We start from the raw sequence: 26,671 nt of genomic DNA, 5'->3' as shown, positions 1-26,671 counted from the left end.
AACGGTAGGAGACAGGGGTGGGCGCGGGCTCGGCGAGGGTGTGGGATGGATGGTCCTCCCGACCGGACGGTGGTCGTCGCGATCGGCGGCGTGCACGTTGGGAGCTTGCGGTGTGCCTGTGCCTGTCGGTACGAGCACCGATACGCGCCGAGCTTTTCAAACCGCACCGATCCCGGAGGGCATGATGTCTTTCATTTTACCGTTCATCGTCGGAGGGGCTGCGGGCATCCTCGGACAGCGGCAGATCAAAAAGGGCTTCCGCACGGTGGCTCGCGGCGGCATCGTCGTGACCCGTAGCGTGAAGAAGCTCTACGAAGAGGCCCGGGAAGACGTCGAGGACGTGGCCGCCGAGATGGATCTCGAAGAGGCGCAGCGCGCGGCCGAAGAAGCCGCCGAACGCGCGGAAATCGCGAAGTTGCGCGCCGAGAAAGCCGCTGCCGCAAAAGCCGCCGCCGCTTCGAATCCCAAGCCGACGACGAAGGCGGCGGTGTAGCGTCGCTCTGGTGCACCGGCGGTCCGCTATTCCGGGCCGTGAACGCTGGGAAGTCGCGGGGCTCGAAGGACGAGACGACGCCGCCGAGGCTCTCGTGCTCGCGCTCCGGGACGAACCCCAGGTATGGGACGGGCGCGCCAACGCCGTAACCGGCCGCGTCCTGGTCGTCTACGACCCGGAACTCGAGTCCAGCGCGTTCGAGGCGAGGTTCCGCCGCCTGGTCAACGACGTCTTCGCCCGGCTTCCCGAGCACGCGCCCGCGGCGGCGGTACCCGCCGCAGCACCGCGGATCGGGACGGGGACGACCGCGCGCCTCATAGAGCAGCTGCAGCCCTATCGGCGCGAGCTCACGCGCTCGGCGGTCGACACGGTGCTGGCAATGATCGCCTCACTCTCGCGCTTCGCGGTCGTGCGCATGGCGATCGATCTGGTCGTCAGCGGGAGCGCCAGCTTCTTCGGCATCTGGACGCTTTCGGCCAGTCCGTTCGCGTTCGCCGTCCTCACTATCGGCGGACTCGCCATCACCGCAGTCCAGGCGTTCCTCGACTATCGCGGCCGCCTGCGCTGGCGGCGCGTCGCGGTGGCCTACGAGCACCAGTTGCGGCGCGAGGCGTTCGCGCACGTCGAGCGGCTGGCCCTGCGCTACTTCGAGCGCGCGAACGCGGGCCGCGTGCTGGCCGTGGTCGGAGACGACGTGAACCAGGTCGCGACCGCATTCAACGCCTCATACGAGATTCTCCGCATCGCCTCGACGGCGACGGTCGTCGGCCTCGCGCTGGCGGTCATGGCGCCCAAGATCGCGCTCTTCGCGTTGTTGCCGATCCCGTTCGTCGGCCTAGCGGTCGAGGAGCTGCAGCGACGCCTCAAGCCGCGGCTGGCGCGCACGGGCGCGCGATCGGCGCAGCTCGGCGCGCGGATCACCGCTGACGTGGAAGGCATCGCGACGATCAAGAGCTTTTCCGCCGAGGCGCGCGAGCTGGCCCTCGTGTCGGCCGCCTCCGAGAACGTACGCGCGGCAAAAGAGGACGCCGCGTCCGTCGCGCTGCTGTTCTCGCCGGTTCTCGAGTTCATCGTGATGGGGGGCACGATCACCACCTTGCTCGCGGCACGCGGCTTCGTCGCCGCCGGCGAGCTGAGCCCGGGCGCGTTCGCCTCGATGATGATGATGACTGGTCAGCTGCTCTATCCCCTGATGGGGCTGGCGCCGGAGCTCGAGCGCATGCAGAGCAGCCTCGGCGCGATCGGTCGCGTTTACGCGCTGCTCGACGTTCCGCTCGAGGACGACGGCGGCACCGAACCGCTCGATCTGGGCACGATGCAGGGCGACATCGCCTTCGAGCACGTCACCTTCGGCTACGAGCCGGATCAGGCGGTACTCGAGGACTTCTCGATGCGCATTCCGGCCGGCAGCACGGTCGCGATCGTCGGCCCGACCGGCTCGGGCAAGACGACGCTGGCCAAGCTCTTGATGCGCTTTTACGCAGGCTACGAGGGCCGGATCACCGTCGACGAGACGCCGATCGACGCGCTGCGCGTCGCCGACCTTCGCGGCGCTATCGGGTTGGTCAGCCAGGAACCGTACGTCTTCGCCGGGACGATCCGAGACAACGTCCTCTTCGGCGCGCCCGGCGCCGACGACCAGCAGCTCGAAGCGGCGATCGCCGTCGCCCAGGCGACCGACTTCATCGCCGCCGAGCACGACGGCCTCGACACCGTCGTGGGCGAGCGCGGCACCACGCTCTCGGGCGGCCAGCGGCAACGGCTTTCGATCGCGCGCGCCCTGGTTAAGCGGCCGCGCATCTTGGTGCTGGACGAGGCGACCTCGGCGGTCGACAACGAAACCGAGGCGCGCTTCTTTCGCGACCTGCGCGGCACGCTCCAGCGCACGACCACGATTATCATCGCTCACCGGCTCTCGACTATCCGTAACGCCGATCGCATCTTCGTCATGCGCGAGGGCCGCATCGTCGAGCAAGGAACGCACGACGAACTGGTCGCGATCGACGGAACGTACGCCGCGGCGCTGCGCTTCGGCACGCTCGGCATGGACGCGTTCAGCGAGGGACGCTGAGACCGGCGCGCAGCGCGTCGACCTCGCGGTCGAGGCGCTCGCGCAACTCGCCGATGCGCCGTTGGTACCCGAGGGCCGACGCGGCGAGCGCCTCGCCGCCGAGCGCCCGCGCGTGCTCGAGCGCGCGACGGCAGTGCGCGTCGGCGACGGCGAGCACGTGGGCCGCGTGGCCGTCGAGATAGATACGGGCGCCGAGCTCGCGCGCGGCGTCCGGCGCGGGCTTCGTGCCGCCCGCCGCCCGCAGCAAGACGAGCGAAAGCGCGCCGTCGCGAATGTCTTCGCGCCAGTCGCGCAGATCGTCGACCATCTGGTTCGCGACGAACAGGTCGAGCATCGACTCCGCCGCGCCGTCTTCCGCGCGATCGTTCCCCGCCAGCGCCGCGACGCTCGCGTCGACCAGGCGCACCAAGCCGTTCTTGCCGCGCTCGATCGCTAGGCACTCTTCCTCGGAGCAGGCAGACCAGGGCGTCGCACCGGTCGCGTAGCGAACCTCGGCATCCATCGCATCCACGAAGTCGGCGTAATACCGCTCGAGGCGGTTCCAGAAGTGCGGCGCCGGGCCGAGCAGCTCGGCGAACGTCCGATACGTTTGGGCGAAGAGCACCCCGATGCGCGGAAGGCGCCGCGTCTCCTCGGGGCGCTCGCGCGCGTAGTCCATGATGTCGTCACAGGCGACGATCGCGTCGCTGAAGAGGCTCAGCGCGACCGTCAACTCGTCGAGGCGGCGCCGTGGGACCGGCGGATAGATCTCCGCGACTCGCTGCGGGAGCTCGGTGATCGTCGCCCGCTCGTCGAACGCGCCGCCGGCGAAGACCGGCAAACGACCTCGCCAGCGCGCGACGTGCTCGTCGAGGACCGCGATGACGCCGGCGCTAGGTTTCGCCATCGTCGCCGACCACGCACAGGAATCCCGCGTCGAGCAACTGGGAGATCAGCGCGTCGAGATCGTGATCGCTCAGGCCGGCCCGCACGTCTTCGGCAGTGAAGCGCACGGTGCGCAGCATTACCTCGAGCGCTGCGCTGCACCCGCTCGGGATACGGATCGACATCCCGGGGAACGCCAGCGCGTGCATTCCGTCGCTGGGCTCGACATGGTAACGCGCGCCGTACCGCTTCGTGAGGACGGAATCGCGGGCGCTTCCGGGTCCCCGCGCGCCGGCCGCCGACGCGGCCTCGGCCAGGCGCCCGGCGGCGGTCTGATTTTCGCCCTCCAGCTGCGAGCGGCGCGCGCGCGCGATCCATGCGCGCACGGCCTGCGGATCGTCGAGCAGCGCGAGCATGGCGGAAAGGTCCGCGCGGAGCAACTCGGCGCCGTCCTCGGCGAGGAACGCGCGCGGCACCGAACGTCGGAAGGCCGGGTGGGACTCGAGCATCTCGCCCAGCAACTGGCTCCAGTTCACCGGGATGACGCCGAAGCTCAGGTGCAGCGAGTGCAGATCGCCGGTGAACGGTTCGTGGACGAACCCGCGTGGGAAATACAGTACGTCGCCCGGCTCGAGCACGAACTCGTAGTCCGGTTCTCCCAGCGCGGTCAGGTCGACGGCCTCCTGCGAACTATTGTGCAGCGGCGCCTCGCGAACGGGAGCCCAGAAGCGCCAGGTCTTGCGTCCCTCGACCTGCAGCGCGTATGCGTCGTCACGATCGTAGTGACGCGGATGCCCCTGAGCGTGGGGCGGGGTGAGGAACGCCGAGCAGGTGGCGCGGCCGCGCATGATCGACGGCGCCGCCGCCGCCAACCGCTCTTGTAGGGCCATGCACAGTGCGTAGATCGGCGGCCAGCGGTAGTTGATCTGATCGAGCATGACCGAATAGCCGGCCCGGTAGCGTTCGAGCACGGTCGCAAGCTTGAAGTCCGGCGGCATCGACTGCGCGTCGACGCGGCCGTCGGCGCCCACGCGCGAGACGCGCACGTCCGAGAATCGCGCGCCCGGTGGGCAGATGAGCAGGCGCTCGAGATCGTCGAGCGTGATCGCCGGTTCACGATCGACGTAGGCACCCCGAACGAGGACCGGCTTGCGCTCGAAGGCGTCCGAAAAAAAGGCGTCGTCGAGCGCTTCGCGCCACACCTGCGCGAGGTTTTGACTCTTCCAAGGCCGGATCACGGGCGCAGGACCTAATCGAGCAAAGCGTTCAGACTCGGCTGACGCTCAGTTGTCGCCGTAGCAGTAGTACCCGTCGCTCAGCGACGGCTGGATCAATTCGAGACGCGCTTCGAGGGCTTCCACGTCGACGTCGTCCGAACTCAGCCGTTCCACGTTGTCTTCCATGGTGATATCCTTTCGATCACTCGCGAGTGAAGAAGCGGCTATCGGTTACGGCGATCAGCCGTCACCGTAGCAGTAGTAACCTGGGGTCATCCCTGGGTCGAGCAGCTCGAGGCGCGCTTCCAGCGCTTCGACGTCGACCTCCTCCGTGGTCAGTTTCTCGATTTTATCTTCCATCGTTTCTCCTGACTTGCGTTAGTTTGGTTGGGATGCGCGAACGCATCCGCCGTCACCCGGCCTTGGAAGACTGCAGCGCGCTCACAGCGCGCGTAGGCTCGCGACCCTCTCGTCGACGGTGTTCGCGAGGTGGCGTTCGCCGTACGCGCGACCGACCGTCTCGCGAAAACGGCGCCCGAAGGCATCGCAGTAGTTGCCGAAGATCGTGCCGTGCACGTCCTCGGCCAGCACGGCGCAGCCGCCGCCGCAATACATCGAGTAGCGGCACTGCCCGCACGTCTCGTTGCTGCTGACGTTGCGCTTGCGCCACGTCGCGAGCCGGTCGGCGACGAACTGCGGCGTTCCGTCCGCCTCGATCCAGCCGACCCGCAGGTTCTTGTCGCCGGTTCGCTCCCAGCACGCGTAGATGTCGCCGAAGGGATCGATGACGTACATGCTGGTGTGGGCCCCGCAGTAGGCGGCCTTCATCTGCGGGAGCGCGTCGCCGTGCTCGCGGAAGAGCGAACGCAGGTTCCGGGCCAAGTCGTCGTCGGGAAGGTCGAACTTGCCCAGCTGTGGGTGCTCGCGCTTCATCGCGTTGATCGTCACGCCGAGCTCGTGCGAGTTGAAGGTGGTCTTCCGCTCGAGGTTGCCTTTGGTGCCGTGCACCGGCGCGACGTAGGCGGAAAAGCCGGCATCGCGGAACCAGCCGCGCTCTTCGAAGAGCGAGGCCAGACGCGGCAGCACGTCCACGTTGCTGCGATCGACGTTCATGCGGACGTCGATCTTCGCGCCGCGGCCGAGCGCGAGATCGATGTTGCGCGCGATCGCCGCGAACGACCCTGTCCCGTCCGCGTGGACGCGGCGCGTATCGTGCAACTCCGGGGTGCCGTCGATGGTGATCTGCAGCACCGTGATGCCCTCGGGGCCGAGCACATCCTCGTAGGCGTCCAGCTGCGTCCCGTTCGAGACCGCCGTGAACGTCGCCGGGCCCGCGCGACGGATCGCGGCCATGAGATAGTCGATGAGCGGCCGGCTGCGCGCGAGCAGCGGCTCGCCCCCGAAGAACATGACGTTGCGCGGCGCCCCGGGCTGCGTGAGCCCGTGGCGCTCCTCGATGGCCGGCATCGCGGCGACGATACGGTCGACGACTTGCGGCGTCATGAAGCGCAGCAGGTGCTCGTAGCGCGCGTCGGTGCGCATGTGGTCCTGGAAGCAGTACCCGCAGCGCAAGTTGCAGTCGTACGTCGGCATCAGCGTGTACGCGGGCGGCAACGCCGACCATTTCTCGTGGCGCATTTGGACCAAACGGTCGAAGCGCGCGCGCTCCTCGGCCCGCGTCAGCGAGGTGAGATACCCGCGCTTCGTCAGCAGTGCCAGCAGCTCGTCCGACGGCCGCGTCGCCTCAGCGTCGCCGTTGTTTCCGGTATCCGTCCAATCGCCGTAGAGCGGCTTCGGCGGACGCTCGTCGAGCGACCGCAGATAGGACGCGACGGACGCGGGTACCTTGTCGAACGCTCCGCTGTACCCGTGCACCAACAACACGTGCGCACGATCGTCGGGCAGATCGACGTACACCGTGTAATTGCTCGTTCGGACCTGCGCAACTACTAATGAGCTCACACCACACCCTTGGCCAAACGGTCGTCGGCCTTACGTTTGCATATGCATGTCGACAAGTCAAGCTCCATTTGGCCGGGCTCGTCGCAGGAAGCCGGCGTCCAGCAGGTGCGCCGCGACGTCGCGGCCGACCTCACCGACCGTCACCCGGTCGGAAGCGATCACGCGTTCGACCGCGGGCTGCCACGCGAGAGGCACACCCAGGAGGCGGCCCGGAAACGCCAGTGCCAACTCTCGACCGGTGCGGTCGACCAAACACCGCGCGCCGTACCGCTTCTCGAGCGCGACGTCGTCGTCGAGCTCCTCGCTGCGCTCCGCCGTGGCGTCGGCGAGCCGGCCCGCGGCAACCTGCGTCTCGCCGACGAGACTCGCGAGCGCCAGCAGTCGCAGCCGCTGCGCCGCTTCGGGCGCGTCGTCGAGCGCCGCGAGCAATGAGGCGAGCGCGCCGCGCAGCGCCTCCTCCGCACCGGGCTCGAGCAAGCGCGCCGGAACGCTCTGGCGCAGCTCCGCGCGCGCCTCGAGCATCGGCCGGAGAATCTCGGTCCAGGTGATCGTCGCGACGCCGAACGAGAGGTGCAGCGAACGCTCGTCGCGGGTGAGCGGCGCGTGGACGAAGCCGCGCGGAACGTACAACAGATCGCCGGGTCCGAGCGTCACTTCGAGCACCGGCTCGCCGAGCCGGGGGGCGTCGATCTCGCCGTCGGCGCTGTTGTGCAGCGGCGCCTCGACGGGCGGCGCGTGCAGCCGCCACGTCTTCGACCCGGCGACCTGCACTGCGAACACGTCCTTGCAATCGTAATGCGGCGCGCTGCCCTGCGCGCGGGGCGGGGTCAGGAACAGCCCGCAGGTCGCGCGGTTGTGAGCGATGACGCCGCCGCGGCGCGCGATCCGTTCCTGCAGCGCCGCGCACTGCGCCGCGAGCGAGGGCCAGCGCGCCTGTGCCTCGTCGACCAGGATCGAGTATCCGTCGCGGTACCCCTGCACCAAGCGTGCCAGGCTGAGGTCGGCGGCGAGCTTGGTGACGTCCCACGTTCCGTCCGGCAAGACTTTGCCCAGTCGTACGTACGAGAACTGGGCACCCGGCGGCGAGATCAGCAGATACTCGAGCGTGTCGAGCGCGACGAGCTCGTCGAGGTCGCCGGCGTGCACGCCGCGCGCGACGTACGGTCGCCGCTCGAAGGCGTGGGCGAAGAACTCCTCGTCGAGCGCCTCGACCCAGCCCCGCGGCGGCGCGGCCGGCTCAGACTGCACGACCGGCACGTGCCACCTCCCGCGCCACGATTGCAAAACCGGCGCTCGCGTCGCGCAACGTCCACAGACTGCGCACGGTGCGCGGCAGGTGGAACGCGAGCCGAATGTCGCCGACCTGCGGGGCCCGCGGCGGCAAATGGCCGAACGCACCGTCGAGGCGCTGCTGCCCGAGCACGTAGGCCGTCACGTAGCCCGCGCCGATCGCGTCGCCACGGAGCGCGAGGGCGCCCCGCAACAGGCTCGTCCCCAGCGTGAAGGCGCGGTGTCCGCGCAGCTCGGCGAAACCGCGTGCGAACGCCGCGGACGCGAGCGCGTCGTCATCGGCGCCGAAGGCTTCCAGGGCGTCGGCGACGTCGGCGACGCTCGCCGCCGGCCCGCCGCCGAGCAGGACCGCGGCCGCCTCGGCGGACCGAAGCCGCACGGGCGCGGCGCCGCCCACGCCGAGCAGCATGCCGACCGCGCTACGGCGCGCCGGCGTCGCCCCCGCGCCGCGGAGCAGCAGCGCGCGCATCGCCGCGCTCGGCCTGCGGTCCGCCAGCGCGAACGCGAGTGCCGCCGCGAGCACGTCGCCGGGGGAGCGATCGGCGCCGGCGCCCGCCTCCGCGCGCGCCAGCATCGCGTTCGCCGTCATGCGATCATCGCACAGCGCCGCGCCGAGCGCGAGCCACAGGGCCGCGCTCGGCGCGGCGGCCCCATCGAGCTCGTCGCCGAGCGCGCGTAGCCAGGCAGCCGCCCGCGCGAACGCGTCGTCGAGCGATCCGGTCGGCGCGACGAGCTCGATCACGCTCACGCCGCCATCGGCGTGCGGCCTTGCCGCACCAGCAGGCTCGCATACGCCCACAGCAGCGAGGAGTGATAGCGGCGCACGAAGGGTGAGCGCATGCCGCCGGGATCGGGCGCCACGACGGCACCCGTCGGCTCTTGCTCGGCCGCCGCGCGTCGGATCGCCTCCCGTGTCAAGGCCGGATCGAACCCGCCCAAGTAGCGCTCGCACAGCACGAACTCCGCCGCCAAATCGAGGTCGCCGTCGATCAGGGCGATTCGGCCGGCGCAGCTCACGAGCCAGCGCAGTCGCGCCTCGCCCTCCGTGCCGACCACGTCGTGTGCCGCGCGTTCGCCGTCGTCGCACACGTAACACACCAAATGGGAGAGCGCGAAGAGATCGGCGACGGCGTAACCCGGCAGCGGCACGTCGAGCGCGCGAAACGCGCGCCGCACGCACGCCGCGAACGCCGCCGCGTCGTAGCGGCGAAAGCCGCTGCGCACCAACAGCCGGTCGAGCTCGGCTTCGCGATACGGGCGCAGCTGCAGCCGCTCGACGATCCCGCGCGCGAGCGCCGCTCGTACCAGAGCGCGATACGGCGCGGCGTCGCCTCCGCACGCGTCGAGGAACTCGACGACGGTCGCGATCGCGACCAGGAAGCCGGGATCGCGGATCAACTGCGACTCCCAGTCGAAGGCGGGCAGCCAGTCGCGCGCGGCGCGCACGATCGCGGGCGGCACGGCCGAGCCGCCGCCCACCCGCAGCGACGCGGTCGTGAAGATGAGCAACTCGGCGAATGCGACGATCCGCGCCGAGCGCGTCGGCACGTCGTCGCCGGGCCGCACCAGGAAGTCGTCGACGTTGGCGGCGATCCAGCGCCAACAGCCCGCCCCAACCGTCGCGAGCGGACTCATCCCGTCACCGCGACCGTCTCGGCGAGCTCGGCGAACAACGCGCGCGCGGGCCGAGCCACGAGCTCGACGATCCCCGCCCACGGCCGCGCGCGCGGGAACGCCGCCGCCTCCGCCAGCGCCTCGTCGGCGCGCGCGGCCACCAAACCCGCGACGTCGGCGGCGACGCCGCCCGCGAACAACGCGCGGGCAAGCGCCTGGGGACGAGCAGACGGGGCGGCGCGGAACGCGTCCGGCGCCGCGCGCGCCAGGCGCGCCAGCACCATCGTCGGGCGGCCGGCATCGAGATCCGCGCGCCAGCCCGCGAGATCGCTCGCCACTTGACGCGCCTCGCAATACCGCTCGACCGACGTCGCCAACCCCGCGGGCGGCGCCTCGCCGGCGAACGCGGCCACGCCGGCCAGAGCGACGCGGATTGCGCCGCCGCGCGCGGCGGCGTACCCACTCGCCTCGTCGTCGCTGAGCTCCATCAGCGGCCGCCGCCCGCTACGGTACGCCTCTTCGGCGCAGAGCGCGTGGGCGAGGCGCGTCTGGGCCGTGTGGACGGCCGTCCAGACCGCGGGCGCCGGGCCGAGCCGCGCCAGGGCGGTCAGCGCCTCGTTCTGCGCCGCGAAGACGCGCAGCGTCGGATCGGCGAGGCGCTCGGAGGCGGCCGGCGGCGCGTCCACCAGCGACTCCGCTCCGCGCAGCAGCTTGCACACCAGCGCCAGCGCGCGCAGCGCCTCGGCGTCGATCGGACGAAAAGCACCGGCGAAGGCGTACGGCAGGGCGGCGAACGTCTTCTCGCGCTCGGGCGCGCGCAATTGCACGCGCGCCGGCCAATCGGCCTGGCGGGCCAGCTCGTCGTTCTCCGTTCGCCGCGCGAGCGCGCGCAGCGTTTGCTCCTCGACGTCAGGCACGGCACAGCGCCCGCAGCACCGTCGCGGTCGTGAAGAGCCCGTATTTGTCGACGATCGCGGCATCGGGGTCCCCGGGCGCGTACTTCCATGGGTCGGGGCGCATGAACGGGCGGCCGGCGGTCCACCGCCCGTCCGCGCGCTGCAAGGCGATCAACGCGTCGCGCAGCTGGCCGGCGCGGCCGTCGCCGAAGCACGCCTCGAGCTCCGCCAGGAGCGCCAGCGCGAACGCGTCGTCGTCCGGCACGCCTTGCGCGCGCGCGAACGACAACGCGGCGGCGGCGGGCGCGCCGGCGGCGGACGCGTCACTCGCAGCCAGCGCGTGCAGGGCGTGCACGAGCGCATACAGCGGCGTCGCGTACCAATACGACGGCCAGGACCCGTCGGGGCGCTGGGCCGCGCGCAGGTAGTCGCCGGTCGCCGCGAGGTCGGCCCGATCGGCGCCCCGCTCCTGCGCCAGCGCTTGCAGCGCGGCCGCCGAGACGTCGGCCTGGCTCTGCTCCCACATCGAGGGATCGGAGAAGCGCACGTAGGTCGAGAAGCCACCGTCCGGGCGTCGATGCGTGCGCAGCGCGCCGTACGCCAACGCCGGTGCGCCGCCGCTGGCAGCCAACATCAGCGTCGCCCACGCCGTCGAGTCCGCGTCGGGCGGCGCGTCGCCGTTGAAGCCCCAGCCCGGCCGTTCTGCCGCGGCGCAGAGGAGGAAGGCACGCGCGGCGGCGACCGCGCCGCCGAGATCCCAACCCGTTGCCGCGGCGACGGCGGCCAGCGCGGTCCCGACGTATCCGGTGACCCAGGCGTCGGACTCGTCGGCGCGATCGACCTCGAAGTCGCGCCAGCACCCCGCGGGCGCTTGCATCTCCAGCAGGAACCGCGTCCCGTCGGCCAACGCGCGCTCGGCCGACGCCGTCATACCAGTGCCCGCGCGGTCGAATCGGCGAAGGCGCGTGCAAGCTGTTCGCGGGTCAACGGATCGACCCGCGCCGGAATCCGCTCGAGCAGCGGCAGGCCGGGCGGCGGGGCGCCGAAGACGTGGCGCCGGAAGAAGCCGTCGTCGACCGCGAACACGTCGATCGTGCCGGGCGGCGTGCCCGCGCCCTGATAGAGGTAGCGCATCTCGGCGTCGGCGGGCACGACGATCGCCGCGGCGACGACGCGGTGCTGCGCGGCCAGGTTAGGGCCGGAGCCGTGGAACGTGCGGTGGCTCGTCAGACACGCTTCGCCGGCGCGCATCGGCACGTCGACCAGGTACTGCGCTTCGACCAGCTCGATCAAGTCGGGATAGGGGAACGCGCGCGAGGTGCCGCGCGGCCCGCGATTGAGGCGGTGGCTGCCGGGCATCACGCGCAAACACGCGTTTCGCGTGTCGACGTCGACCAGCGGTACCCAGAAGTTGACGGCTTCGTGGCGCGGCTCCTCGACGAATTGCGGGTCTTGGTGCACCGGCAGCCGGCCCGTGCTGCCGGCGAGCTTCGCGACGAAGCTCCCGAAGCTGAATCGATAGTCGATCATGATCTCGTTGAGACGTCGCGCGAACACCTCGCCGATCGCCTCGTTGACGGCCCGGCGGTACGCCGGGTCGCCGCTCATGATGCTGGCGGAGAAGGGCCGCGCGTGGACCGCCTCGTCGAGGGCCGCCCAAGTCCGGTTCAGCCGCTCGACCTCGTCCCCGTCGAGAAACGGCACCACCGCGTACCCGGTGCGGTCGTACGCGCGTTGAACTTGCGGATCGCGGAACATCGACATCGCGATCAAACGGCGGTCGCCAACCCCGCCTCGGCGACGACGCGTTCGAGTGCGCCCTCGTCGATCGGATCGAACGCGTACGGGCACTCGAGGAACGGCACCATCGAATCCGGCGGCGGCGTGCCGAAGGGGTGCGTGCGGTGAAAGTCAGGGGCGACCGCGTACGCTTCGAACGGGCCCTTTTCCCGGCGCTGAAAGATGTAGTACGCGTCGCTCTCGACCGGGACGGCCACGGCCGAGGCCGCCATCCGGTGGTGGGGCGTCATGTTGGCGTGCGAGCCGTGGATGAGTCGCGCGCTCATCACGCACGCATATCCGGCCGGCATCGTGCAGTCGTACAGGAAGCGCCGCTCGATCACCTCGACCAGCTCGGGGTACGGAAAACGCGGGAGCTGCGAGCGCAGCTGCCGGTTGAGCCGGTGGCTGCCGGGTACGACGCGCAAACACGAGTTCGCGGGCGACACGTCGACCAGCGGGATCCAGAAGTTGAGCGACTCGAAGCGGCTCTCGTCCAAGAACGTCGGGTCTTGGTGCAGCGGCAGGGTGTGCGCGGTGCCCGACCGTTTGGTGAAGAACTGCACGTATGAGATCCGGTAATCGTCGAGGATCTCGGCAAGCGGCTCGGTACACGCCTCGAAGATCGCGGTGTTGACGCGCGCGCGGTATTCCGGCTCGTCGCTCATCAGGCTCGCCGAGAAGGCGCGATTGATGATCTTCGTGTCGGCGGCGTCGTACGCCGCCCGCAACCGTGCGACCCGGTTCGCGTCCAGACATGGAATGATCACGAAACCGGCCGCGTCAAAACGGCTCTGCAAGCCGTCGTCGCGAAACGCACGGCGAACCGTAGGCGACTGCACCCTTCACACCCCCTGTTCACCCGCGCACAGTCAGGCCCGCACCTTCTCCCTCGGCCCGGACGGCCCTTCCTCGGCCCCGCGAGGCAGCCCCGACTCGTTCGTCGCGTACTCGTGCCGCTCGAACGGGTCGTCCTCGACGAGCCTCAGGAACCGCCGGTGAAGACGGAGTCCGGGAAGCCCTCGTTGAGGGCGTAGTCGCCGTACAGCAGGTCGGCGTCGACGTGGAAACCTTGCGCCGTCATCTCGATCTCCGCGCGCTTGGGCAGATCGTAGGTGCCGTCGTTGCCCGGGTACACGTGTTCGTCGATCGCGGTGCCGTCGACGCACGTCCAGCGCACATGCATCGCGCCGAGGTGCTCTTCGGGGACGTCGAGCGCCACCGACGCGATCTGCGGGTCGGTCGTCCGCGGCGTGCCGCGCAGATGATACATCTTGCGTGCACCGTCCATGGTGACCGATTCGGTGCTGAAGTCGAACCGCTGCGACCAGGTCAGCGGCGAGCCGAGCGCCGCGAACAAGTGCCGGTATTGCGCGGGCACCAGGCCCATCTCGAGCTTGACCCGTTCGGGCCGCTTGAAATAGACCGTGCCGTCGAGCTTGACGTGGAACGTGAACAGCTTGCGAACGCGCGCGTCGATGTGCAACGGCACGATGTACGAGTCGAGCTGTCCGCTGCCGGCGGTGACCAGCGCGACGACGCGGTCGGCGTCGATCGCGGTTCCGTCCGGGGCGGGGCTGGTGCTTGCGCGTGCCGTGGTGAGCGAGAACGTGCAGCCGATCGCGACGATCACGGCCATGCTGCACGCGAGCGGGTGACGGGGCACATAGCGCAGGGTCCGTGCGCTCATTCTGCCTCCCTTTGTACCTCCCGTCCGGTCGCGGCCAAACGCGGGGTACTCTCGGGTCGTCGGTCGATGGAGGGTAGGTCCTTAGGCCGCGTCTCGCCAGAGCGGGATCACCGAGCGAACGTCGCCTAGCTGATCCAGTGCCCCGGCGGGTGCGTTCAGAGCGATTCCCTCTCGCTCCACGATCCGCCCGTCGCCGAAACGTACCAGCACCGAACCGCGCAGCGGAGCGGCTACCAAGTCCTCACCGTCGTGCGCCGGGACCGCGCCGCCGCGTTCGTCGAGCGCCGCCATGACGTCGGCCACGACCGCCGACGCCGTCGCGTCACCGCCGGCGCCGGTGCCGGCGAAGGTCAGCTCGCCGCAGCCACGGCCCAGCACCCGCACCACGTTCTGCGCGCCGCGCGGACGCGCGAAGGCGTGGTCGGCCGGAACGTAGGCGGGGGTCACGCCGGCCTCGATGACGCCCTCGGCGGACCGGCGCGCGATCGCCAGCAGCTTGAGGCGCAGTCCGCGCTCGACGCCGGCCTGGACGTCGGCCCGCGAGAGGCCGGCGATGCCCCGCCGCGCCAGCGCCGGCGAGACCGAAGGCCGGTGGAACGCCAGGCCGGCCAGGATCGCCAGCTTGTGCGCGGCGTCATGGCCCTCGACGTCGGCGCGCGGATCGGCCTCGGCGAAGCCGAGCCGTTGCGCTTCGGCCAGCGCCTCGTCGTACTCGGCGCCGTCCTCCATCGCCGAGAGGACGAAGTTGGTGGTGCCGTTGAGCACGCCGCCGACTTCGATCACCTCTTCGGCGGCCAACGCGCCCGCCAGCGCGCGCACGATCGGGATCGCGCCGCCGACCGCGGCTTCGTAGCGCAGCGAGGCGCCGGTGCGGGCCGCGAATGCCGCCAGCCACGGGCCTTCGGTCGCGATCAAATCTTTGTTGGCCGTGACGACGTCTTTGCCGCGCGCGATCGCCCGCAGCACTAGCTCGCGCGCCAAGCCCAGGCCGCCGATGCACTCGACGACGACGCGGATGTTCGGATCGTCGATGACCTCGAACGGATCGACGTCGAAGTCTTCCCACACGACGTCGCGCGCTTTGTTCGGGTCGCGCACCACGATCGAGCGGATCAGGCCCGGGTGCGAGGCGACGAGCCGGCGCGCAACGCCCGAACCGACGGTGCCGCAGCCCAGCAGACCCACGCCGCGCGTGCGCGTCGTCGTCGCCGTCATCGCAAGCGAGACGGGGTCGGACGAGCAGTGGACGCGCGGGAGTGTGTACACGGGATCCTCCAGGTCGGTTGAAAGAGGTCGGAAACGAAAACGGCCCTCGCCGCAGTGGCGAGGGCCGTGTCTTCTGTCGCTGTTCGCGCTATGCGTACGTCGACCGAGACCTGCCCTCGCCGAGGGTAGTCGTCATCGTCGTCGTCGTCATCATGCGACAGCGGGTCATGAGGGCTTCACCCTAGCACGAGCTCGGGGTGGATGCAAGGGGCCCCATGTCAAGACTGGAGCCGGGAGGAGGACCCTCCCTCGCTAGGGGTTCTCACGATGCAGCCGCCGTCCGAACGGAGACCTCGAGCGTCGCGGGCGTGCTCCTCCAGTGCAGGCCCGCCGCCCGCAGGCGGCGTTCGATCCGCGCGAGCGAGGGGAGCGCCACGCTCGAAGCGACGTGGATCCCGGCCGCGTCCGTCCACTGCGAGGCCCCCGACCGGCCGCCGTCGCCGAAGATGCGGTGCACCTGCTCGATCCTCTCGGCGCCCGCGGAGAACGGCAGAACCACCTCGAGGTCGCGCGCCGGCGTCCCCACCGCCGCGTCCGCGACGCCGACGATCTCGGCCAGCACCTCCTGCTGATGCAGCTCGGTGCGGATGCGGTCGAGCAGCGGCGCCAGCACCGGCGCCACCGCCTCGCTGCGCGCGCGCACGACGACGACGTGATCGACCGGCTCGAAGGCAACGTCGGCCCCGCCCGCACCGACGGTCCACGTCCCCAGTCCGAAGCGATCGCGTACCGGGCCGAGCCGTCGCAGCGTGCGTTCGTACGACGCGAGATGGCGGCCCGGTTGCGGAACGTCGAGCACGACGTGCACGATGACCGTCACCGTGCTCGCCAGCAGCAGGCCGGGGATCACGCGCGGGATCCGCTGGAACGGGTGACCTGCACGTGGTGCGGGGCGACGACCGGGCTGTCCATGCGTGCCAGACCCGTGCGACGCCCGGTTACGACGGCCCTCGCAGCGACCATGCCCAGGCACCGGCATACGGGGTCGCCGGAATCGGCGCGACGCCTCGCAATCGATCGTCGAAGGCGCTGATGAAGCGCAGCTGGCAGAGCGCGATCGCCGGTACGTCGCGAGCGAGCTGCGTCTCGAACGCCGTCTCGGCGGTGCGCAGGGCGCCCGGATCGGTCGCGTGCATGGCGCGCGCAGCCGCCGCGTCGAAGCGCGGGTCGCACAAGCGCGCGATGTTGAACCCCGCCGGTGCGCGCTCGTCGCAGGCGAAGAACGCGGCGGTGTCTTCGTCGCCGGTCGAGTAGATGTCGCTCAGGACGAGGTCGAACTTGCCGCCGAACATCGGGCCGCCGTTCGCGGCCGGCGCACGAAACTGGCCCGGCGCGTAGGCGTGCAGCGCGAGGTCGACACCGGCGGCACGCAGCTGCGCCTGCACCTCGGTCGCGATGACGCGGTAGAGCGGGAGCGCCGTCGAGTACACCAGCGTGAGCGCGAGGTGCCGTCCCGCAAGCGCCGCTCGCGCGGCGGTCGGATCGTAACGCGGAAGCGCCGCGCTCACGGCGTCCGCGCCGAACAGTCCGCGCCAGGCGTGCGCGGCACCGTACGCGCCCTGCGTCGCGCGCCGGATCACGCGCTCGGCGTCGACCGCTTCGCTGAGCGCGCGCCGCACCGCGGGATCCGCCGTCGGCCCGCGTTGTGCATTGAAGTACACGATCGCGACGCCCCAAGCCGGCGTCGTCACGACGTCCGTGTCGGCCAAGTCACGCAGCGAGGCGAGGAGCCCCGGATCGATCAGGTCGAGCGCGCCGTCGAGCTCGTGCGTGCGCAGCTGCTCGACGATCGTCGTCCCGTCCGGGACGAACCGAATCACCAGCCGCGCGATACGCGGGCGGCCCCGAAAGTAGCCGGCGTTCGCCGCGAGCACCAGTTGGTCGCCGCGGTCCCAGCGCACGAACCGATACGGTCCGCTGCCCACCGTGTAGCGCTCCGGATCGAGATGGTTGATGTCGGGCAGTCCGGCCAGCAGATGCGCCGGCATGATCGGATAGTTCGCGTTGGGCGCCAGAAAGGTCGTCACCAGCGGCGCGTACGGCCGTTTGAGCCGCACCACCAGCGTCGCGTCGTCGGGGGCACGCACGCTCGCGATCTGGTCGTAACCGTGCCGGTCGGGCGCCAGCGTGCGCGGGTCCATGATCGCGTGGAAGGTGAAGACGCAGTCGCGCGCGGTCAGCGGGCGGCCGTCCTGCCAGCGCACGCCGGGCCGCAGATGATAGGTCACCGTCAATCCGTCGCGCGCGATCCCCCCGTTCGCGACGGTCGGCACGGTGCGCGCGACGTCGGCAATGGGCCGGCCGTCGGGTGCGTACGTCACCAGGTACGAGTAGATCAGCGGCGCGACCATCGTCGCGGCCGGACCTTCGAGCAGCAACGGGTTGAGCGTGCTGGGCTCGCTGGTCTCTCCGAGCACGAGCACGTCGGCGGGGCGGCCGTTGCCGGAGCCCGCACGCGTGCACCCGGCGGCCGCAGCGACCGCCAGGGCGAGCGCCAGCGCTCGCACCAGCGCCCTCATCGCACGGCCTCGCTACATGCGCGCGGTGGTGACGCCGACGACCGACGCCGGACGCGCCGAGTCGTTGCGAAACGTGTGCGCGTACGCCGCCGAATAGATGGCGCAGGCACCCGCCTGCATCGGGTAGTCGACCTCGTTGACGCGCAACACGATCTCGCCGGAGACGACGTACAGGGTGTCGATTCCCTCATGCGTGAGCTGGTCGCGCATCGCGGAGCGCGGCTCGAAGGTGATCACCGCCAGCTCGAGGTTCAGCCCCGGCAGCCGCAACAGCTCGTAGCGGATCCCGCGGCCGCGGTTGCGGATCGTGCGGTCGGCCTTGCCGACGAACGTCGGCCGCGCCAGGCGCGTGCCGAAGCCGAGCATCGAGCCCAGGTCCTCGTCGAAGAACTCGGCGATCCGCGCGAGCCGGCCGATCGAGACGTCGGACTCCCCGCGTTCCAGCGCGCTCAGGAACGAGGCCGACAGGCCGCTGCCGTCGGCCACGTCGCGAATCGAAAGCTTGCGCTGCATGCGCATGCGTTTGAGAATCGGGCCGATGTCGGGCATGCCGGTAAAGGCGGGTGCGCGCTCGCCGTTGGAACGGGCGGTTCGGCTCCGAGCTGGCATCGGAGGGTCTTCTGCTAGTGCGACGATACATTCGCCTGCACGCCCAAGCCCGGTCCCGCCGGCATGATCAGCGCCGCGTTGTCGTACCGCACGCCGCTGAACGGATCGTGCGCGAGGAACAGCGGCGCGTCGATGTCGAGCTGATCGACCAGCGGCCCCAAGTGCGCGGCGGCCGTGGTCAGGATGCTGCTCTCGGCCATGCAGCCGATCATCACCCCGAAGCCCAGCGCGCGGGCGGTCGCGATCATACGGTATGCCGGTCCGATACCGCCGCATTTGGCGAGCTTGACGTTGACGCTGGCGACGCAGCCCCGCAGCGGACCCAGATCCGAGGCCACGACGGCGTCCTCGTCGGCCATGATCGGGATCGGCGACCGCTCCGCGATCCAGCGCAGGCGCTCCGGCGTGCCGGCCGGGATCGGTTGTTCGCACAGCTCGATCTCGAAGCGGTCCATCTCGCGCAGCAGTGCGACGGTCTGTTCGGGCGTCCAGCCTTCGTTGGCGTCGAGGCGGATCGTGCCGGTGTAGACCGAGCGAATCGCCTCGATCAGCGCGAGATCGTCGCCGCCCGGCGCGCCGACCTTGACCTTGATGATCGGCGTGTCGCGGACCGCGCGCACGTCGGCGAGCATCTTCTCCAAGCCGGCGATCGGAATCGTGAGCGACGTGCGCGGGCGTGCGAGGCCTTCCAGTCCGAGCAACTCGGTCACCGAGACGCCCAGCGTCTTCGCCTGGAGGTCGTAGACCGCGATGTCGAGCGCGCAGCGCGCAGCCCGCGGCAGCCCCGCCGTGATGCGCTCGCCGGAGAACGGCCCCACGCCTGCGGGCAACCGGTATAGCGCGAAGGTGTCGAGGATCGCCGCGACCGAGTCGCCGTAGCGCGCCAGCGGCGCCGACTCGCCGTAGCCGACGTGTTCGTCGGAGCGGAGCTCGACGACGACGGTCTGCGCCGCGGTCAGCGTGAACCCGGCGACGCGGAACGGTTCGCGCAGCGGCAGCTCGACCGCCGTGACCTGCAGCTCGATCATGGTGCCGTCACCGCCGCGCGCCGCAGCGCAGCCTTTGCCGTCGACGGCAGCGCGGCCGCGATCGCGTGCCAGAGGGCCGCGCCGCCGTTCCGGACCGGATCGTCGGCGGGCAGCCCGGTCTCGGCGCGTGCGCTGTCGATCGCGGCCGCGGCCGCGGCCGGCGTGAGCGCCGAGGTGTCGAGCGCGACGGCGCAGACGCGGGCCGGCTTCACCCGTGCGAGCAGCGCTTCGTGGTCGCGCACCAGCTCGGCGAGCGGCGGGATGGGAACGGCGAAACCGGCGACGCGCGTCGTGCCTGGCCGGTGACACAGGACGAGCGCGTCGGGTGCGCCGCCGTAGAGCAACGCGAACGTCACCGGCGCGTACGCGGGGTGCGAGATCGCGCCCTGGCCTTCGAGCAGGACGACGTCGGCGCTCGCACCGACCTCGAGCACCAGCCGCTCCACGGCACCACCGGCGAAGTCCGCGACGACGGCGTCGAGCGCGACGCCGTCGCCCGCGATCAGGATTCCGGTCTGACCGGTCGCCGCCAGCACGGCGCGCGCACCGTCGGCGCGCGCGGCCGCCTCGATCTCGAACATCGCCGTCATCTTGCCGACCGCGCAGTCGCTGCCGACCGCGAGAACGACGAACGCGGGCACGTCGTACGCCGCTCCCGTGAAGGTGGCCTGATCGCGCGGCGGCACGCGCACGTCGTGAATCGTCGCACCCGACGAGCGCGCGCGGGCGGCGACCTCCGGATCCTCGCCGAGCAGCTCGTGCAAGCCGCTGGCGACGTTGAGGCCGGCCGATACCGCTTCGAGAACCGTTCCGCGAAGCGCGGGCGGCAAGCGGCCTCCGTCGGTCGCGACACCGACCAGCAGCGCGTTCGCGCCGTGCGAGACCGCCTGGGCCAGGGTCGCCACGATCGGTGCGTCGCTGCCGACGTGCGGCAGCACGTCGCGCACGGTGCGGCCGGCATGGGTCGCGTCGATAACGGCCGCGACGCACTCCGGACGGTAGCGCAGCACACCGTGCGCGGTCTTCCCCGAAACGGTCGTCAGGAAGCCGTCGGCCAGGACGGCATAGCGCAGGGCGGTCGGAACGGTCGTCATGGGCTCCCAGGGAGGCGCTGCGGCGGCGGTACGTTATATCGCACAGGGCGCGATATTTCGCACTTCGGACAATCTCATATCATACCGATGCGCCGCTTGTGAAGCAGGACGGCGCACGGGTTGAGAGAACGGCTGCTGACCGAAATCTCGTACACTGTACGATATAACGTTCACATCACGTCTTCACCGTGCGTGGACGCGCACATCCAGGAGGGCCGGCCCGTGAATCTCCCGTTGTTGGCGAAGCGGCTCGCGGCGGCTGCACTCGTGACCGCTTTCTTCGCCGCGCCGGTGACGGGCGCCGCGCAGCCGGCTGCCGGCGGCGTCGTCGCGGGGACGGTGGACGGCACCGACGGCTCGCCGATCGCCGGCGCCGCGCTCACGCTGCAAGGCGCGGGCAACCGCAGCGCGACCTCGGACGCGCAGGGTCGCTTCCGCTTCGCGGGCGTGCCGGCCGGTACGTACACGCTGGTCATCACCAAGGCCGGCTTCACCCCGACGCAGGTCGAAGAAGTGTTCGTCACCGACGGCGCCGCGATCACGCTCCGCCCCGTGCTGGCGCCCTCGTCGTTCTCCTCGCTGCGCTCGATCGGCAGCGTCTCGACGACCGGCTCCGGCCGCGCGACGATCAACACCACGCCGGCCTCGGTCGACATCCTCTCGCAGCAAGTCTTCAGCGAGCAGAACGCCGTCCAAGTGATCCAGGCGCTCAACCAGACGCCGGGGATCATCACGACGCCCGGGGCATCGAACAGCAACGCGAGCGGGACCTCGCAAGGATCGCCGCAGACCACGCAGATTCGCGGTGCGCTGCCGTACGAAACGGAATCGCTGATCGACGGCCATCCGGTTTCGGTCGGGCTCGACGGTTCGTTTTCGCCGACGCTGCTGAACCCGGCGCTGTTGCAGGACGTGGAGGTCGTCAAGGGCCCCGGTTCGTCGACCACCGAGATCAACTATGCGATCAACGGCAGCGTGAACTACCGCACGCTCGAGCCGACGCGTACGCCGCAAGAGAACCTCGAGTACGGCGTCGACGGCTTCGGCGGCCAGTTCTCGTCGATGCAGGCGACCGGGTCGCTGCCGAGTCACGTCATCGACTACGCGTTCGCCGCCGCGACGGACGGCACGCCGAGCGGCCTGAACAACTACAAGGTCGCCGGCTCGGCGCTCCCGTTCCTCTACGGCTCGCCCCCGTGGACGGTGAATGGCCGGGTCGTCGCGCCGCCGTCCGGGCTCCCGATCGGCTTCGGCGCGAGCAACGTGCCGTACTTCTACTCCACGCCGGGCGCGCTGCAATATCAGGAACCGATCTACGCCTGTTGCGACAGCGTGAGCTCGGGCTACCACTCCGACTCGGAGCTGGCGAAGATTCGGATCAACTTCTCGCAGCAGACGGCGCTGACGCTGAGCTATCTCGGCGGCCAGGCGGCTTTCAACGATCCGAACGAGGACGTCTCACTGCTTCCGATCGGGAACACGAACCAGTCGTTCTCGATCTTCGCGCCGCCGCCCGGCTACACCGGCTCGGTCGCGAGCGGGACGCCGATCCCATTCGACACGCTGGCCTGGTCGAACCAGTACCAGGCGCAACAGCAAGACCTCCTGCAAGCCGAGTTTCGCACGACGCTCGGCGCCGACAACGGCATCCTGGCGCGCCTCTACTCCGGCGCCACCAACAACTACGTCTATCAAAGCAACACCGGCGCCACGGATTCGTACGAGGGCAACGCGTGGGGCGGCCTGTACCTGTGTCCGGCCGGCGCCGGGGTGCTGGCGAACGGGAACTGCGGCGGACCGGGATTGCCGACGACGGCGCCGACGTTGACCTACTTCAGCGGGACGCCGGCGGTCTTCTCGTACGCGGCCGTTCCCAACTCGGCCGACGTGCAGGACCACCTGCGCGGGTATTCCGTCGAGCTCGACCACACGTCGGGGTCCAACGTGTACTCCGTCTCGTACGACCGCTCGTACCATGACGGCGAGGAATACGTGGACGACCCGGTCGGCGGCGAGGTCGGCTATCAGCTCTACCCCGGCTCGAGTCAGACGTTCAGCACGATCGCCCTGCGCGGACAGCTCGTCCTCGCCCCGACGCTGAACGCCTCGATCGGCGACTACTTCATTCAGTACGCCAGCCACTACACCGACGACGGCGCGCTGACGTGGCACGACGCCTCGCACAGCCTCAACGCGCCCCGGCTCGGACTCGCGTGGCGCCCGTCATCCGATCTCGCCGTGCGATTCTCGGCCGGTGAGTCGGTCGCGCCGCCGTACATCGACATCCTCTCCTCGCCCGGCGGCGCGCCGATTCCGAACGTCTCCGGCGCCGCGACGGCGTACCTGCTCAACCAGAACAACGGCGACCTGGCCCCCGAAACCGCGTTCGGCTACGACCTCGGTACCGACAAGCGCATCGACCGCGCGACGACGCTCTCCGGGGACGTCTACCTCACCAGCTTGCACAACCTGTTCCTCCCCACCACGTTCGCCGACGGCACGTACACGCCGACCAGCGGCGCCGACGTCGGCAACACGCAAACGCTCTATGTCACCCAAACGACGAACTTGGCGCAGGCGCGCTACGAAGGCATCGAGCTCGCGTTGCAGCGCGCGCCGGCGGCCGGCTTCGGATTCCGCCTCCAAGGCTCGCTCGAACGCGCGTTCACCTACGATCTCCCGCCCGGCTTCTACGACACCGCCGTGGGCCCGGATACGGCGAACCTGGCCGTCGTTCCGAACGTCAACTTCTACGGGAGCAACGGCTTCTACAACGGCACCGTGGGTGGTCGCATCCCGTACGCGATGGGATACGGCGAGCTGAACTGGCGGGCCCGCAACGGCTCCTATTTCACCATCGGCGCCACCTACTATGGGCCGAACAACGGCTATAACCTGCCACCGTTCGCGGTGCTTTCCGCCGGCTTGCGGATCGCGCTCGCCAAGGATACGAGCCTGACGATCAGCGGCGACAACTTGCTCGGCGCGTACGCGCAGCCGTACGGGCTCTACTTCGGCGGCGTTCCGGTCCCGCTCGTCAACGGGATGCTCGGCGCCAGCACGACCGGTAACTACGGGCCGCCGACGGTGCGCCTCTCGCTGCGCCGTCACTTCGGCCAGTGAACGCCTCCAACTCGCCCTTCTCCACCCGCACGAGGACGATGAACCACACGCTCTTTTCCGCGCTCGCCCTCGCGGCGGCCGCCACACTCTGCGCCGGGCCGCCGGCGCTCGCCCAACCCGCGCCCGGCGCGCTGAGCGCCGCGCAAACCGCCGCCATCGACGCGATCGGCCGCGCCTCGATCGACCAAGGAGGCGCGCCGAGCGTCTCGATCGCCGTCTTGCGCGGCGGCACGTTCGTCTACCGCAAGCAGTTCGGGGTGAGCAACGTCGAGGACGCCGTCGTGCCCGACGACCAGACCCGCTATCCCATCGGCTCGAACACCAAACAGTTCACCGCGGTCGCGATTCTCATGCTGCAGGATCGGGGGAAGCTGAACGTCGACGCGCCGCTCGCGACCTATTTGCCCGAGATTCCGCATGCCAAGCAGGTGACGCTGCGCAACCTGCTCATGCACACGGGCGGCTACGCCGAGTTCACCGCGCGTGAGGACTTCGACGAGGTCGGGGCACGGCCGGCGACGCCGGCGCAAGTCGTCGCCGCGTCGGTGAAGGAGCCGCTGGCGTTCAAGCCCGGTACCAAGCGCGAGTACTCCAACACCGGCTACATGCTGCTCACGATGGTCATCGAGCGGCTCAGCCACCAGTCCTACGGCGATTTCATCCGCACGCACATCTTCGAGCCGCTGGGGATGACGCACAGCTTCGTGCGCACCTACGACGACACGCGACCCGACGTCGCCACCGAGTACGACGACTACGCGCTGGGCCCGTGGGAGCATGCCGACCACATCAGCTACACGTGGTTCGGAGGCGCCGGCTCGATCATCACCGACCCCGAGGACCTCGCGAAGTGGAACGCCGCGCTCGACGGTGGGAAGCTCCTCTCACCGCGCTCGCAACGCGAGATGATGACGCCGGTCAAGGTCGACGCGACCTTCCCCGACTACGGCTTCGCGATCATGGTCTCGAAGCTGCCCAACGGACACCGCGAGATCTATCACGGTGGCAACACGATGGGTGCGGCGACACAGGACGCACGCTTTCCGGACGATCACCTCCAGATCATCGTGCTCGCGAACTCCGGCGCCTACAGTTACGACGAAGCCGTCAAGGCGATCTACGGCATCCTCGTCCCGGCCCCGCCGGCCACGCCTGGGCCCACCGGCAAGCCAGCGGCCAAAGCGCCCACGCCGCAAGGACCGAAGGCGAATCCGGCCGACGTCGCCGCGGCGAAAGCCTGGCTCGAGAACGCGATCGCGGGCAGGATCGACGACGCGAAGCTGCGCCCTGATTTCCGCGCGCACCTCATCCCCGCGCACCGCGCCGCGCTGCGCGCGCTCGCCGAGCTGGGACCGCGGACGTACGTCCTGATCGACACGGACCGGCGCCCGCCGGCGACCTCGTACCTGTTCCTGGTGAAGACGCCCAAGGCCGAGCTGCTCTACGCCTTCGCCAAGGACGACGACGGCACGATCGCGGCCGGCGACGTCATTCGCCACGTGATCTTCCCGACCGCGCCGAGCCCGACGCCGACCCCGCTTCCCTCGGCGACGCCCTAACCGCGCGCCACCGCGAGCCGGCCCGACTCGAGGTCGGCTCGCAGGAGGTCGGCGAGGTTTCCCGCTTCGGCCAGGAACGCGTCGTGCCCGTGGTCGCTCGGCAGATGGCGGTAGGCCGCATCCCAGCCGGCTTCGGCCCAGCGCGCGGTGCACGCCCAGACGTACTCCGGCGGATACAGCTGGTCGCCGGCGATGCCGACGAACGTCAACCGCGTCGGGCCGGCGGGGCGCTCCGCACCGCGCAGGTCGAACAAGTCCATCGCGCGCGTCAGCGTGCGATAGCTGTTGGCGTCGATGCGCTTGGCGAACAGCTCGCCCTGGTGCGAGAGATAGCCCTCGACGTCGAAGCGGTGCAGCAGGTCGCGCGAGGGATCGCCGCCCGCGCGATCGGGGCGGTTGCGGAAGCGTTCCTCGAAGAGGTGCTCCGACTTGTAGGTCAGCGTCGCGATCGCGCGCGCGAGCTTGAGCCCCGCGACGGGCTGCTCGTCGTACCAGCCGTCCGCGAACGCGGGGTCGAGCGCGATCGCGTCGCGCGCGGCGCCGTTCTGCGCGATGCCTTGCGCGCGCAGATGATCGAACGCGCCGACGACGATCGCGTGCCCGACGCGCTCGCGGTGCGCGTGCGCCCACTGCAGCGCTTGGAACCCGCCGAGCGACCCGCCGATCACGACGCCGAGCCGTTCGATGCCCAGTTGCGCCAGCGCGCGGCGCTGCGCTTCGACCAGATCGCCGACCGTCACGACCGGGAAGCGCGGTCCCCAGCGCCGGCCGTCGGGCGCCGGCGTCGTCGGCCCGGTCGACCCGTAGCAGCCACCCAGCGCGTTGACGCCGACGATGCACCAGCGATCGGGATCGAACAGCGCGGCGGTGCCGACGATGCCGTCCCACCACTCGAAGACGCGCGACGAGCCCGTCAGCGCGTGCGGCACCAGCACGACGTTCGAACCGTCGGCGGCCGGCGCGACGCCGTAGCGCGTGACGCGCTGGACGACCTCGGGAAGCACCGTCCCCGAGGCCAGCTCCAGCGCGCCGATCGCGACGTCGCGCTCGTCGATCCGGACCGCTGCGCTCACGCCGCCTCGAGCGCCCGCGCGAGGTCGGCCAGGATATCGTCGATCGACTCGATCCCGACCGAGAGGCGCACCAGGTCGTCGCTCACACCGCTGGCGATCTGATCGGCCGGCGTGAGCTGCTGGTGCGTCGTCGACGCGGGATGGATCACCAGCGACTTCGCATCGCCGTCGTTCGCGAGCAGCGAGAAGAGCTGGAGCCGGTCGATCAGCGCGCGGGCCGCCTCGCCGCCGCCTTTCACGCCGAACGTCACGATCGCGCCGGCGCCCGCGGGCAAGTACTTCCGCGCCTTGTCGTAGGCAGGGTCGCCGGGCAGCCCTGGATACCGCACCCAGAGCACCTTCGGATGGTCGCGCAAGAACTCCGCGACGCGCAGCGCGTTGCTGCTGTGCCGCTCGACCCGCAGACCCAGCGTCTCGAGCCCCTGCAGCAGAAGCCACGCGTTGAACGGCGAGAGCGCCGCCCCCACGTCGCGCAGGAGCTGCACGCGCGCCTTGATCGCGTAGGCGAGGGGCCCTACGGCGTC

At 70.4% G+C, this 26,671-nt stretch carries 23 protein-coding genes; 4 read left to right on the top strand and 19 right to left on the bottom strand.

What is annotated here, in order from left to right; all coding sequences use genetic code 11:
- Positions 1-181: 181 nt before the first annotated feature.
- Together VMD91_04605 and VMD91_04600 are read left to right on the top strand one after the other, a co-directional pair.
- Positions 182-493, top strand: coding sequence for a hypothetical protein (locus VMD91_04605; protein ID HTW83339.1), 312 nt, complete (start codon positions 182-184; stop codon positions 491-493).
- A 94-nt stretch (positions 494-587) separates the two neighbouring features.
- Positions 588-2,564: an ABC transporter ATP-binding protein gene (locus VMD91_04600; protein HTW83338.1), complete on the top strand. Its 1,977-nt coding sequence runs from the start codon at positions 588-590 to the stop codon at positions 2,562-2,564.
- Here the strand turns inward: VMD91_04600 and VMD91_04595 are convergent.
- The 17 genes from VMD91_04595 to VMD91_04515 all read right to left on the bottom strand — a co-directional run bounded on the left by VMD91_04595 (position 2,548) and on the right by VMD91_04515 (position 20,392).
- Positions 2,548-3,450: a class 1 isoprenoid biosynthesis enzyme gene (locus tag VMD91_04595; GenBank protein ID HTW83337.1), complete on the bottom strand. Its 903-nt coding sequence runs from the start codon at positions 3,448-3,450 to the stop codon at positions 2,548-2,550. The two genes, VMD91_04600 and VMD91_04595, sit on opposite strands and share 17 nt — an antisense overlap.
- Entirely contained in the window at positions 3,437-4,666 is a 1,230-nt protein-coding gene (locus VMD91_04590) for a cupin domain-containing protein (GenBank protein ID HTW83336.1), read from the bottom strand. Before VMD91_04590 ends, VMD91_04595 begins: the two co-directional genes overlap by 14 nt.
- A 420-nt stretch (positions 4,667-5,086) precedes the next feature.
- Positions 5,087-6,562 (bottom strand): SPASM domain-containing protein, encoded by a 1,476-nt coding sequence (locus VMD91_04585; GenBank protein ID HTW83335.1) that lies wholly within the window; start codon positions 6,560-6,562, stop codon positions 5,087-5,089.
- A 102-nt stretch (positions 6,563-6,664) separates the two neighbouring features.
- Positions 6,665-7,855, bottom strand: a complete 1,191-nt coding sequence (locus VMD91_04580; GenBank protein ID HTW83334.1) for a cupin domain-containing protein — start codon at positions 7,853-7,855, stop codon at positions 6,665-6,667.
- Complete coding sequence (locus VMD91_04575; GenBank protein ID HTW83333.1) at positions 7,845-8,639, bottom strand: hypothetical protein; 795 nt, start codon at positions 8,637-8,639, stop codon at positions 7,845-7,847. Before VMD91_04575 ends, VMD91_04580 begins: the two co-directional genes overlap by 11 nt.
- A gap of 2 nt (positions 8,640-8,641) precedes the next feature.
- Entirely contained in the window at positions 8,642-9,532 is an 891-nt protein-coding gene (locus tag VMD91_04570; protein ID HTW83332.1) for a hypothetical protein, read from the bottom strand.
- Positions 9,529-10,428 (bottom strand): hypothetical protein, encoded by a 900-nt coding sequence (locus tag VMD91_04565; GenBank protein HTW83331.1) that lies wholly within the window; start codon positions 10,426-10,428, stop codon positions 9,529-9,531. The genes VMD91_04570 and VMD91_04565 overlap by 4 nt, the downstream gene beginning before the upstream one ends.
- A complete protein-coding gene (locus tag VMD91_04560; protein ID HTW83330.1) occupies positions 10,421-11,338 on the bottom strand; it encodes a prenyltransferase/squalene oxidase repeat-containing protein in 918 nt (305 codons plus the stop codon). Before VMD91_04560 ends, VMD91_04565 begins: the two co-directional genes overlap by 8 nt.
- The gene (locus tag VMD91_04555; GenBank protein ID HTW83329.1) at positions 11,335-12,171 is read right to left on the bottom strand and encodes a phytanoyl-CoA dioxygenase family protein; all 837 of its coding nucleotides are present in this window, start codon (positions 12,169-12,171) and stop codon (positions 11,335-11,337) included. Before VMD91_04555 ends, VMD91_04560 begins: the two co-directional genes overlap by 4 nt.
- A gap of 5 nt (positions 12,172-12,176) precedes the next feature.
- On the bottom strand, positions 12,177-13,028 hold the full coding sequence (locus VMD91_04550; GenBank protein ID HTW83328.1) for a phytanoyl-CoA dioxygenase family protein: 852 nt from the start codon (positions 13,026-13,028) through the stop codon (positions 12,177-12,179).
- A 143-nt stretch (positions 13,029-13,171) separates the two neighbouring features.
- Positions 13,172-13,876: a hypothetical protein gene (locus VMD91_04545; protein HTW83327.1), complete on the bottom strand. Its 705-nt coding sequence runs from the start codon at positions 13,874-13,876 to the stop codon at positions 13,172-13,174.
- 81 nt (positions 13,877-13,957) lie between these two features.
- Positions 13,958-15,142, bottom strand: coding sequence for a homoserine dehydrogenase (locus VMD91_04540; protein ID HTW83326.1), 1,185 nt, complete (start codon positions 15,140-15,142; stop codon positions 13,958-13,960).
- A gap of 262 nt (positions 15,143-15,404) precedes the next feature.
- Positions 15,405-15,992, bottom strand: a complete 588-nt coding sequence (locus VMD91_04535; GenBank protein ID HTW83325.1) for a hypothetical protein — start codon at positions 15,990-15,992, stop codon at positions 15,405-15,407.
- Positions 15,993-16,080: 88 nt separating this feature from the next.
- Positions 16,081-17,661, bottom strand: coding sequence for an ABC transporter substrate-binding protein (locus VMD91_04530; protein ID HTW83324.1), 1,581 nt, complete (start codon positions 17,659-17,661; stop codon positions 16,081-16,083).
- Positions 17,662-17,673: 12 nt separating this feature from the next.
- On the bottom strand, positions 17,674-18,270 hold the full coding sequence (locus tag VMD91_04525) for an XRE family transcriptional regulator (GenBank protein ID HTW83323.1): 597 nt from the start codon (positions 18,268-18,270) through the stop codon (positions 17,674-17,676).
- Positions 18,271-18,284: 14 nt separating this feature from the next.
- Positions 18,285-19,298 (bottom strand): dipeptide epimerase, encoded by a 1,014-nt coding sequence (locus tag VMD91_04520; GenBank protein ID HTW83322.1) that lies wholly within the window; start codon positions 19,296-19,298, stop codon positions 18,285-18,287.
- Entirely contained in the window at positions 19,295-20,392 is a 1,098-nt protein-coding gene (locus tag VMD91_04515) for a DUF1611 domain-containing protein (protein ID HTW83321.1), read from the bottom strand. The genes VMD91_04520 and VMD91_04515 overlap by 4 nt, the downstream gene beginning before the upstream one ends.
- Positions 20,393-20,614: 222 nt before the next feature.
- On the opposite strand from VMD91_04515, the gene VMD91_04510 reads away from it, so the two are divergent.
- Positions 20,615-23,515 (top strand): TonB-dependent receptor, encoded by a 2,901-nt coding sequence (locus VMD91_04510; GenBank protein ID HTW83320.1) that lies wholly within the window; start codon positions 20,615-20,617, stop codon positions 23,513-23,515.
- 38 nt (positions 23,516-23,553) lie between these two features.
- Positions 23,554-25,074 carry a serine hydrolase domain-containing protein gene (locus VMD91_04505; GenBank protein ID HTW83319.1) on the top strand — a complete coding sequence of 507 codons (1,521 nt, stop codon included), beginning with the start codon at positions 23,554-23,556 and terminating at the stop codon, positions 25,072-25,074.
- Here the strand turns inward: VMD91_04505 and metX are convergent.
- Positions 25,071-26,147, bottom strand: coding sequence for a homoserine O-acetyltransferase (metX, locus tag VMD91_04500; GenBank protein HTW83318.1), 1,077 nt, complete (start codon positions 26,145-26,147; stop codon positions 25,071-25,073). The genes VMD91_04505 and metX overlap by 4 nt on opposite strands.
- The coding region (locus VMD91_04495) for a PLP-dependent transferase (GenBank protein HTW83317.1) at positions 26,144-26,671 on the bottom strand (528 nt) is incomplete at its 5' end. The genes VMD91_04495 and metX, both read right to left, overlap by 4 nt.

This window comes from Candidatus Sulfotelmatobacter sp. (assembly GCA_035504415.1).
Taxonomy (GTDB): Bacteria; Vulcanimicrobiota; Vulcanimicrobiia; order Vulcanimicrobiales; family Vulcanimicrobiaceae; genus Vulcanimicrobium.
This window is presented reverse-complemented; position numbering and strand designations above follow the sequence as displayed.